Raw genomic sequence first — 10,408 nt, forward strand, 5'->3', positions numbered from 1 at the left:
CAATTTTTCTCCCTTATTGCGGCTTCAACATGGCGATCATGAAGTCTTTGGCGCTCTCCACCTTGCCCTGCTGGATGGCGGCGGCGGGATCGACGTGTTTCGGGCAGACTTCAGAGCAATAGCCGACGAAGGTGCAGCTCCAGACGCCGTTTTGGCCGTTGAGCTGCGGCATGCGCTGTTTCTTGCCGTGGTCGCGGTTGTCCAGGTTATAGCGGTGTGCCAGCGTGATCGCCGCCGGGCCGATAAACTCGGGGTTGAGGCCGAACTGCGGGCACGCGGCGTAGCACAGGCCGCAGTTGATGCAGCCGGAGAACTGGTGGTACTTGGCCATCTGCGCCGGGGTCTGCACGTTCGGGCCATCTTCCGGTTTGCGATCGTTACCGATGATGTACGGCTTGATTGCCTCCAGGCTTTCGATGAAGTGGGTCATGTCGACCACCAGATCGCGCTCGATCGGGAAGTTGCCCAACGCTTCGACCTTCATGCCGCCGACATAGTCGCGCAGGAAGGTTTTGCACGCCAGCTTCGGCACGCGGTTGACCATCATGCCGCAGGAGCCGCAGATCGCCATGCGGCACGACCAGCGGTAGGAGAGATCCGGCGCCAGGTTATCCTTGATGTAGCCCAGCGCGTCGAGCAGCGAGGTTTGTTCATCGTAAGGCACGGCGTAAGTGACGAAATGCGGCTCGGCGTCGGTTTCCGGGTTATAGCGCATGACGTCGATCTTCAGGGTTTGCATCTCAGCCATTTGCCTGCTCCTTATTCTTTTTCTCCTGCGCTTCGGCTTCTGCGCCGTAGACGCGTTTGGCCGGCGGCAGCTTGGTGATTTTCACGTCGCTGTATTCGAGACGCGGCGCGCCCTGCGGATTATGGAACGCCAGGGTATGTTTGAGGAAGTTGACGTCGTCACGCTCGGTGCAGCCTTCGTCCAGGCGCTGGTGGGCGCCGCGCGACTCTTTGCGGTTAAGCGCGGAGTGCGCCATGCACTCGGCGACGTCCAGGCCGTAACCCAGCTCGATGGTGTACAGCAGATCGGTGTTGAACACGCTGGAGTTGTCGGTGATTTTGACGCGCTTGAAGCGCTCTTTCAGCTCGGCCAGCTTATCGATGGTTTTTTGCATCAGCTCCGGCGTGCGGTAGATACCGCAGCCTTCTTCCATCGACAGCCCCATTTCGTCGCGGATCTTCGCCCAGTTCTCGTTGCCTTCCTGTTTCATCAGGTTGCTCAGGCGGGTTTCGACGTCGCGGGTTTGCGCATCCAGCGCGGCGCCGTTGGCCGGTGCGGTTTCCAGCGCGCGGCGCGCCGCGTGTTCACCGGCGACGCGGCCGAACACCACCAGTTCCGCCAGCGAGTTGGAGCCGAGACGGTTGGCGCCGTGCAGGCCGACGGAGGAGCATTCGCCGACTGCGAACAGCCCCTTGATGCGGGTTTCGCAGTTTTGGTCGGTTTCAATGCCGCCCATGGTGTAGTGCGCGGTAGGGCGCACCGGAATCGGATCTTTCACCGGATCGACGCCGACATAGGCTTTGGCCAGTTCGCAGATGAACGGCAGCCGCTCCAGCAGCTTTTTCTCGCCCAGGTGGCGCAGATCGAGGTAGACCACGTCGCCGCGCGGGGTGGCGATGGTGCGGCCGGCGCGCCATTCGTGCCAGAAGGCCTGGGACACCTTGTCGCGCGGGCCCAGCTCCATGTATTTGTTCTTCGGCTCGCCCAGCGGGGTTTCCGGGCCCATGCCGTAGTCTTGCAGGTAACGGTAGCCGTCCTTGTTCACCAGGATGCCGCCTTCGCCGCGGCAGCCCTCGGTCATCAGGATGCCGGAACCGGGCAGGCCGGTCGGGTGATACTGCACGAACTCCATGTCGCGCAGCGGTACGCCGTGGTGGAACGCCATGCCCATGCCGTCGCCGGTGACGATGCCGCCGTTGGTGTTGTAGCGATAGACGCGCCCGGCGCCGCCGGTGGCCATCACCACCGCGTTGGCGCGGATCTGCACGCGGGTGCCTTCCATCATGTTAAGCGCCACCAGGCCGCGCGCCTGGCCGTCATCCACCAGGATATCCAGCACGAAGTGCTCGTCGAAGCGTTGGATTTGCGGGTATTTCAGCGAAGTCTGGAACAGAGTGTGCAGCATGTGGAAGCCGGTCTTGTCGGCGGCGAACCAGGTGCGTTCGATCTTCATGCCGCCGAAGCGCCGCACGTTGACCGAACCGTCCGGTTTGCGGCTCCACGGGCAACCCCACTGTTCGAGCTGGGTCATCTCGCGCGGGCACTGATGCACGAAGTGATCGACCACGTCCTGCTCGCACAGCCAGTCGCCGCCGGCAACGGTGTCGTGGAAGTGGTAGTCGAAGGTATCGTGATCCTGAGTGACGGCGGCGGAGCCCCCCTCGGCGGCGACCGTGTGGCTGCGCATCGGGTAGACCTTAGAGATCAGCGCGATTTTCAGTTGGGGATTGGCTTCCGCTGCGGCTATTGCTGCACGTAAACCAGCGCCCCCGGCCCCAATAATGGCAAGATCGGCGTTAAAGGTTTGCACTGCATTCCTCCAATGTTCTTATTAAGAACGGCAAGTTAAATATCTATGCTTAAAATTTAGCGAACTCTTCGGGTGCTAACTAATTGAACCGATTAATGTTGCTTAAAGGTTAAGGATAGATATCTCCCACCAATAATGGGGAATTAACTATACCTAAAGTTAAGTAGTGGAAATTTGATGTGATCGATTGTTTTGTCGATTAACGCTCGACCAACAGGCTTGCCTGCCTTTTCGCGTGTTCGGCGTGCTTTACCCTTTTTAGCGCGCTTTTGCCGCCTATTTATCGGAAATTGGCGTTATCGCCAGTTGCGCATCGTGAAGAATTTGTTTGGCTGCAAGGATGCGAGTAGACTGCATCCCCTGTTTGATTTCGGAGTTAATTACCATGAGCGAAACGGCAAGCTGGCAGCCTAGTGCACCCATCGCCAATTTGTTGAAACGCGCAGCGATTCTGGCTGAGATCCGGCGTTTCTTCGCCGATCGTGGCGTGCTGGAGGTTGAGACGCCCACCATGAGCCAGGCGACGGTCACCGACGTTCACCTGTTCCCGTTCGAGACGCGTTTCGTCGGGCCGGGGGCGGCAGAGGGCCTGACGCTATACATGATGACCAGCCCGGAATATCACATGAAGCGCCTGCTGGCGGCGGGCAGCGGCCCGATCTACCAAATGGGGCGCAGCTTCCGCAATGAAGAAGCCGGGCGGCATCACAACCCGGAATTCACCATGCTGGAGTGGTACCGTCCGCACTACGACATGTACCGCCTGATGAATGAGGTGGACGATCTGCTGCAACAGGTGCTGGACTGCGAGAGCGCGGAGACCCTGTCTTATCAGCAGGCGTTCCTGCGTCATCTGGACATCGATCCGCTGTCGGCGGAGAAGGCGCAGCTGCGTGAAGCGGCGGCCAAACTCGATCTGAGCAACATCGCCGATACCGAAGAAGACCGCGATACGCTGCTGCAGCTGCTGTTCACCGTGGGCGTGGAGCCACATATCGGTCGTGAAAAGCCGGCGTTCGTCTACCACTTCCCGGCCAGCCAGGCGGCGTTGGCGGAGATCAGCACCGAGGACCACCGCGTGGCGGAGCGTTTCGAGGTGTACTTCAAGGGCATTGAGCTGGCGAACGGTTTCCGCGAGCTGACCGACGGCCGTGAACAACAGCAACGCTTCGAGCAGGACAATCGCAAGCGCGCGGAGCGCGGCCTGCCGCAGCAGCCTATCGACTACAACCTGTTGGCGGCGTTGCAGCACGGCATGCCGGAATGTTCCGGCGTGGCGCTGGGCGTGGATCGTCTGGTGATGCTGGCGCTGGGCGCCGAGAGCCTGAGCGACGTGTTGGCCTTCCCGGTCGGGATCGCCTGACGTTTCAGGCGGTGAGAAAAGCAAAAAGGGTCGGCAAATGCCGGCCCTTTTTTTATCGCGAGAATCCCTTACAGCCCTCCGGCGTCGCGCTTGGTATTCGGCGCCGGCGTGGACGGCGGCGTACGGCCGTTGTTGGTCAGCCGCGACAGCGTCTCGGTACGCACCTGGAACGGTGGGTACGGCAGCGTGATGCCGTGCTCGCGGTAGCCTGCCAGGATCAGCTGGTGGATCTCGTGGCGCAGCGGCATGCGGTGGCCCATCTCGGCGGCGTAAATACGCATCTCGAAGATCTGGATGCCTTGCTGCAGGTCGACCAGGTAGACCTCCGGCGCCGGGTTATCCAGCACCAGCGAGCAGCGCTCGGCGGCGTTCATCAGGATCTTGGTCACCTCTTCACTGTTGGCTTCGCCCGGCGCCGGTACGGTCAGCACCACACGAGTCAGGTTATCCGACAGCGACCAGTTGACGAACTGCTCGGTGATGAAGGCTTTGTTCGGCACGATGATCTCTTTGCGGTCCCAGTCCGAGATGGTGGTGGCGCGGGTGTTGATCTTGGTGACGGTGCCGGTCAGGTTGCGGATCGTCACGGTATCGCCGATGCGGATCGGCTTCTCGAACAGGATGATCAGGCCGGAGATGAAGTTGGAGAAGATCTCCTGCATGCCGAAGCCCAACCCCAGACTGAGCGCGGTGACCACCCATTGCAGTTTCGACCATTCGATGCCGATCCAGGCGAAGCTGAGCACCGCGCCAAACAGCAGCAGCAGGTACTTGGTGATGGTGGTGATGGCGTAGCCGGTGCCTGGCGACAGATCGAGGTGCTGCAGCACCGCCAGCTCCAGCAGCGCCGGCAGGTTGCGCACCAGCTGCATGGTGATGATCAACACCAGAATGGCGATCAGAACCGCGCCGAGGGTGATCGGATGGGCGGTTTCCACGCCGTTCACCGTCGAGGTGACGTCCCACAGCGAGATGTTTTCCAGGAAGGCGAACGCGGAGTGGATCTCCGACCACAGCACGATCACCGACACCAGCGCGATCAGCGTCAGGATCGAACGCACCAGCCGCAGCGACTGGGCGCTGATGGTGTCCAGATCGAAGTCTGAATCGTCCGGATCGATGGATCCTTCGGTACTGTTCGGGGTATGCGAAGTTTCGTCTTCGCCGCGGGCGCGCTGGGCCAGAATGTCGGCGCGGCGCTGTTTGGCGCGATCGAAGGCGATGCGCCGCCGCTGGATCAACATCCAACGGCGAATGATGTGGTAGATGACCAGCAGCAGGAACCAGATCGCCACCGAGGTTTCCAGGCGCGCCAACAGCGCCTGCGCGGTGGTGAGGTAACCGACGGTCGACGCCAGCGCCGCCAGCAGCGGCGCCGACAGCAGCAGCCCCCAAAAGGCGCTGTTGAGCATGTTGTCGCCGGAGCCGTTTTTATCCAGATACAGCGGGATGCCGGCGCGTTTCAGGCTGTGGGTGACCAGCGCCAGCGCCAGACACAGCAGGATGAAGCACAGCCGCCCCAGCGTGTTGGCGAACTCGCGCTCTTTCAGGCTATCGAAGGTGATCAGCGCCATGATCAGCGGCACGATCAGCCAGATCGACATTTTGTAGTAGCGCATGGCGCGCGAGACCTGCTTCGCCGGCCAGCGGAAGTGCACGATGAACAGCCCCTGCGGGTGGGCGAAGGCGGCGCAGATCATACAGATCCACAGGATCGGCAATGTGGCGGTCACCCCTTTGCCGATCGCTTCCGCCACCGGGTAGTTCCAGGCGCTTTGCAGGCCGTAGCCGAGTGCGGCCCACAGTACCGGCAGCGGCATCGCCACCAGAATCGACCAGAACACGGTGCGCACCGTCAGGAAGAATTCATCCTGCGTCACCTTGCCGACGCGGCTGCTGGCGCGCTCGAGGAAGGCGTGATAGTGCTTGCGCGAACTGATGCTGAAAATCACCAGCAGCAGGGCGCCGAAGATCGGGATCAGCGTTTCGCGGCTGGTCACCATCATCATGAAGGCGCCGCCGAGCTGCGACAGCGTATCCAGCGACAGGACGCGCGTCAGATCGTGCGCCACGTTGAGCGGGTAAGAGAAGTTGATCGGATTGACGTCCGGCACCCAGAACAGGTAGCGGTGGGTGGCGTCGCGAATTTCGTTCAACGCTTCGATCAGCTGGGTGTTGGCCACCTTCAGCTTGGTCAGCTCGAGAATTTGGGTGTCGCAACCGGACAACAGCGAGTTCAGCAGCTCGCGCTGGGTGCGCAGCTGGGCATCGACGATGCGCTGCTCCTGGTTGGTCAGCGCGCTGCCGTCGTCGCGTTTGAATTCGCGCTGCGACAGTTTTTCCAGCTGGTTTTCAAACTGCAGGCGCTGCACGCGCAGCTGGGCCATGTCGCCGTCCAGCTGTTGCGGTTTGGGCATTTCCGGCAAGGTCGCCACCTGCGCACGCAGGGTTTCCCCCAGCGCCGACGACGAACCGAGCCACTGGGCCTGTTCGATGATGGTGCTCAGCGCCTGGCGCACCTGCAGCGTCTGCGCCGCCGCCTGCCGCTGCTGCGATGAAATCAGATCCATGCGCTGCGCCTGGTTGTTCAGCGCGGCGGACAGTTCGCGGTTGATCTGCAGCTGTTGGCTGATGCTCTTCGGCAGATCGCCGTTTTGCTCGGCCAACTGCTCGGTTTTTTCCAGTGCCAGTTCCGCTTCGCGTTGGCGCTGGGCGTTGAGGTTGTTGCGCAGCGCCTGCAGCTGAACGTCTATTTTCTCGTGGCGCTTTTTATAGACTTCGGCGCGCATGCGCGCCAGCTCCTGGCGATTGTTGGCCGACAGCTGCGCCAGCTCCAGTTCGTCCACTTTTGCCTTGCGCGCCGCGGCTTCGGTCTGCAGCAGGGCCAGGGCGGCCTGCGCGTACGGCGTGGTCGGGTTGGCGGGCTGCGCCTGCAAACGGCGCTGCACTTCGGTCAGCGCGCGGCGGGCGTCAGTCTGCTGCTGCGGCAGCTGGCCGAGCGAGTCGCTGATTTCCCGGGTGCGATCCTGCTCTTGCTGCAGCAGGCGTGCCTGTTCCAGCAGCAGGCTGCTGGTTTGCAGGATCTGCTGCTCCAGATCGGCCGCCGGGAGATCGTCGCCGTTCGGCAGGATCTTGTTGCTTTCCAGCACCAGCTGCCGGCGCAACTCCTGCGTCATCTTCGGGAAATCGTCGATCACCCTCTGATACTGCTCGGAGCGAGTCTGCGACTCTTTACGCTCCGTCAGCCAGTTGAGAGCGCTTTGCAGCGCTTCGGTGGTCTCCGCCTGATTCGGCGCGTTTTTGCTGCTTTCCGCCTGCTTCAGCTCCTGTTTGAGCTGGTTCTCGGTCGGCACGGGGGCGGCCAGCGCCGGTTGCCACAGCAGGCAACCGAGCAAAAGCGTGATGATCAGGCGCACGGCGTCGATTCCTTTAGAGCGGGGTCTGTGGTGTTTCAGCGGCGGCCGGAATTTCGGCGAAGGCCTCACCCATGCGGGTGACGGTGCCGTTATGCAGCTGCGGCGCGAACTGTACGCTGCCTGCGGTAAACAGGTTGATCACCGTGGAGCCGAGCTTGAAACGGCCCATCTCGGCGCCTTTTTCCAGCGCGATGGCACCTTCTTCACCGGCGGCCGGGTAGGTCCAGCGCTTGATGATGCCTTCGCGCGGCGGCGTGACGGTGCCGGCCCAGACGGTTTCGATGCTGCCGACGATGGTGGCGCCGACCAGGATTTGCACCATCGGCCCGATGTCGGTGTCGAACACGCAGATCACGCGCTCGTTGCGCGCGAACAGGTTAGGCACGTTGGCGGCGGTGAGCGGGTTGACCGAGAACAGATCGCCCGGCACATAGATCATCTCGCGCAGCACGCCGGCGCACGGCATGTGTACGCGGTGGTAATCGCGCGGCGCCAGATAGGTGGTGGCGAACAGGCCGTTGCGGAACGGCTCGGCCAGCAGATAGTTGCCGGCCAGCAGCGCTTCCAGACTGTAATGGTGGCCTTTAGCCTGGAAGATTTGATCGTCGCGGATCGGACCGAGCTGGCTGATGGCGCCGTCGGCGGGCAGCGCCAGCCAGTTGGCGTCGGCGATGATAGGGCGCGCGCCGTCGCGCAGCGGGCGCACGAAGAAGTCGTTGAAAGTGGCGTAAGACGCCAGGTCCGGATTTTGCGCTTCCTGCATCTCCACGCGGTAGTAGCGGGCGAAGGTCTTGACCACCAGTTGGGTCAGCCAGCCAGCCTGTTTGTCCGCGCCCCAGCCCGCCAGGCGGGTCAGCGCCAGCTTAGGCAACCAATATTGCAATTTAATCTTGATGCTATCCAGCACGTTAACCTCGTGAATCAGGGTAAAGGGCGCGCATTGTAACGAGGGCTCCGCCGTCGTCAATCCCGCCCGTTAGTGTCAGTCTGCGGCGTCCGTGAAGTTCTTGCGAACCTTCACCTGCGCCATGCTTTCCAGAATGCGGTGATAGTTGTCGAAACGCTCTTCCGCGATATCGCCTTTCTCCATCGCCTCGCGAATGGCGCAGCCGGGATCGGTATCGTGGCGGCAGTCGCGGAATTTGCAACCGCCTAAATAATCACGGAATTCGACAAAGCCGCGGGTGATTTGTTCCGGCTCCAGGTGCCACAGGCCAAACTCGCGCACCCCTGGGGAGTCGATCACATCGCCGCCGTGCTGGAAATGGTACAGCCGCGCGGCGGTGGTGGTATGTTGCCCGAGGCCCGATACGTCGGAAACCTGATTTACCAGAATTTGCTCTTCGGACGGCGGCAGCAGCGCGTTCAGCAGGCTGGACTTGCCGACCCCGGACTGACCGGCGAAGATGCTGATGCGCCCGGCCAGCGCCTGTTCGAATTCCGCCATGCCTTCCCGCGTCTGGCTGGAGACTTCCAGCACCCGGTAGCCAATCTTGCGATAGATATCCATCATGCCGTCGACCAGCTTGCGTGCTTCGGCGTCCAGCAGGTCAATCTTGTTGAGCACGATCAGCGGCTCGATTTCGAGCGTCTCGCAGGCCACCAGATAGCGGTCGATGATGTTCAGCGACAGCTCGGGCAGGATCGCCGACACGATGACGATCTGATTGATATTGGCGGCGATCGGCTTCACGCCGTCGTAGAAATCCGGGCGCGTCAGCACCGAGGTGCGTTCGTGCACCGCTTCCACAATGCCTTTTACCCCTTCATGGGCACCCAGGCCGGGGCGCCACACCACGCGATCGCCGGTCACCAGCGAACGCAGCGTGCGGCGGATGTTGCAGCGGTGCTGAGTGCCATCCGGCGCCTCAACGTCGGCGTGCATGCCGAAACGGCTGATGACGACGCCTTCCTGCGGCTCGCCCAGTTGGGAATCATCAGGTTCCGGTTTGTTGTCAGCGCGCTTCAGACGGCGCTGATGGTTCGCCTGCACGCGGCGTTGCTGGCCTTTGGACAGTTTGTTCTTACTCACTGCGCCTCACTTGAATCGGTTTTATACCTTTACGTATACGCACAGCTGCGGCGGGGGACTTTCCCCGGGCGCAGCCTTGAACCCGTCAGGGTATATGTCGCCCAGGGCGACCAAAAAGACTATGATACACGCTATTTTATATTAAATAACCGTTGTTAGCCGCCGGCTGCGGCGCGTCGCCACCGGCGGCGCCCGCCGTCTCGTCCGCGCAGCGTTTTTCTCTCGGCTTTTAGGCAGGAAACATCATGACAGGAAACGAAAATAACCTGATTTGGATCGATTTGGAGATGACCGGGCTGGATCCCGAGCGTGACCGCATTATCGAAATCGCCACGCTGGTCACCGACGCCAACCTGAACATCCTGGCGGAAGGGCCGGTGATCGCCGTGCATCAAACCGATGAGCAGCTGGCCCTGATGGACGAGTGGAACGTGCGCACCCATACCGGCAGCGGATTGGTGGAGCGAGTGAAAGCCAGCCGTCAGGACGATCGCGCCGCCGAGCTGGAAACCATCGCCTTCCTGCAGCAATGGGTGCCGGCCGGCAAATCGCCGATCTGCGGCAACAGCGTAGGCCAGGATCGCCGTTTCCTGTTCCGCTATATGCCGGAACTGGAGGCCTACTTCCATTACCGCTATCTGGATGTCAGCACGCTGAAAGAGCTGGCGCGCCGCTGGAAGCCGGAAATTCTCGGCGGCTTTAAGAAGCAGGGCACCCATCAAGCGCTGGATGACATCCGCGAATCGGTGGCCGAACTGGCTTATTACCGCGAACATTTCATTCAGCTTTAAGGCGATAGCAGCCCCTGTGGAGAAAAAACGCCGTTTTTAGCCGCTTAATTCGCCAATCTGGCGCTTTAATCGGCAATTAAACAAAAATCGCGTTTTTTTGCTTTCAGGGGCTTGCGACAAAAAGGATTTCTCGTATAATGCGCACCCCGTACCGATGAAGAATTTCGTAACGTTCCACCATCGATACGCCGGGCGGGAATAGCTCAGTTGGTAGAGCACGACCTTGCCAAGGTCGGGGTCGCGAGTTCGAGTCTCGTTTCCCGCTCCAA

The 10,408-nt window shown here is 61.3% G+C and carries 7 protein-coding genes and 1 tRNA gene; 3 read left to right on the forward strand and 5 right to left on the reverse strand.

Annotated elements, in window-relative coordinates:
- Nucleotides 1–13 precede the first annotated feature (13 nt).
- Both AC6BYQ_RS26640 and frdA read right to left on the reverse strand, forming a co-directional pair.
- The gene (locus AC6BYQ_RS26640; protein ID WP_019453394.1) at nucleotides 14–748 is read right to left on the reverse strand and encodes a succinate dehydrogenase/fumarate reductase iron-sulfur subunit; all 735 of its coding nucleotides are present in this window, start codon (nucleotides 746–748) and stop codon (nucleotides 14–16) included.
- Nucleotides 741–2,537 carry a fumarate reductase (quinol) flavoprotein subunit gene (gene frdA / locus AC6BYQ_RS26645; protein WP_025159579.1) on the reverse strand — a complete coding sequence of 599 codons (1,797 nt, stop codon included), beginning with the start codon at nucleotides 2,535–2,537 and terminating at the stop codon, nucleotides 741–743. Before frdA ends, AC6BYQ_RS26640 begins: the two co-directional genes overlap by 8 nt.
- 385 nt (nucleotides 2,538–2,922) lie before the next feature.
- Between frdA and epmA the strand changes: the two genes are divergently transcribed.
- The gene (gene epmA / locus AC6BYQ_RS26650; RefSeq protein WP_004929681.1) at nucleotides 2,923–3,900 is read left to right on the forward strand and encodes an elongation factor P--(R)-beta-lysine ligase; all 978 of its coding nucleotides are present in this window, start codon (nucleotides 2,923–2,925) and stop codon (nucleotides 3,898–3,900) included.
- A gap of 68 nt (nucleotides 3,901–3,968) precedes the next feature.
- On the opposite strand, the gene mscM is transcribed toward epmA, so the two are convergent.
- From mscM to rsgA, 3 genes are all read right to left on the reverse strand, one after another.
- Nucleotides 3,969–7,316, reverse strand: coding sequence for a miniconductance mechanosensitive channel MscM (mscM, locus tag AC6BYQ_RS26655; RefSeq protein ID WP_197667628.1), 3,348 nt, complete (start codon nucleotides 7,314–7,316; stop codon nucleotides 3,969–3,971).
- Between the two features lie 13 nt (nucleotides 7,317–7,329).
- On the reverse strand, nucleotides 7,330–8,223 hold the full coding sequence (asd, locus tag AC6BYQ_RS26660) for an archaetidylserine decarboxylase (RefSeq protein ID WP_019453390.1): 894 nt from the start codon (nucleotides 8,221–8,223) through the stop codon (nucleotides 7,330–7,332).
- A 75-nt stretch (nucleotides 8,224–8,298) separates the two neighbouring features.
- Nucleotides 8,299–9,348 (reverse strand): small ribosomal subunit biogenesis GTPase RsgA, encoded by a 1,050-nt coding sequence (gene rsgA, locus AC6BYQ_RS26665; RefSeq protein WP_019453389.1) that lies wholly within the window; start codon nucleotides 9,346–9,348, stop codon nucleotides 8,299–8,301.
- A gap of 245 nt (nucleotides 9,349–9,593) precedes the next feature.
- Between rsgA and orn the strand changes: the two genes are divergently transcribed.
- A complete protein-coding gene (gene orn, locus AC6BYQ_RS26670; protein ID WP_019453388.1) occupies nucleotides 9,594–10,139 on the forward strand; it encodes an oligoribonuclease in 546 nt (181 codons plus the stop codon).
- A 192-nt stretch (nucleotides 10,140–10,331) separates the two neighbouring features.
- Nucleotides 10,332–10,407, forward strand: a tRNA-Gly gene (locus AC6BYQ_RS26675).
- Nucleotide 10,408 lies beyond the last annotated feature (1 nt).

Source organism: Serratia sp. LTN-2, from assembly GCF_059740205.1.

Coding starts and splice junctions, on each gene's coding strand:
- epmA (WP_004929681.1), top strand. CDS start 2,923: ATGAGCGAAACGGCAAGCTGGCAGCCTAGTGCACCCATCGCCAATTTG.
- AC6BYQ_RS26640 (WP_019453394.1), bottom strand. CDS start 748: ATGGCTGAGATGCAAACCCTGAAGATCGACGTCATGCGCTATAACCCG.
- orn (WP_019453388.1), top strand. CDS start 9,594: ATGACAGGAAACGAAAATAACCTGATTTGGATCGATTTGGAGATGACC.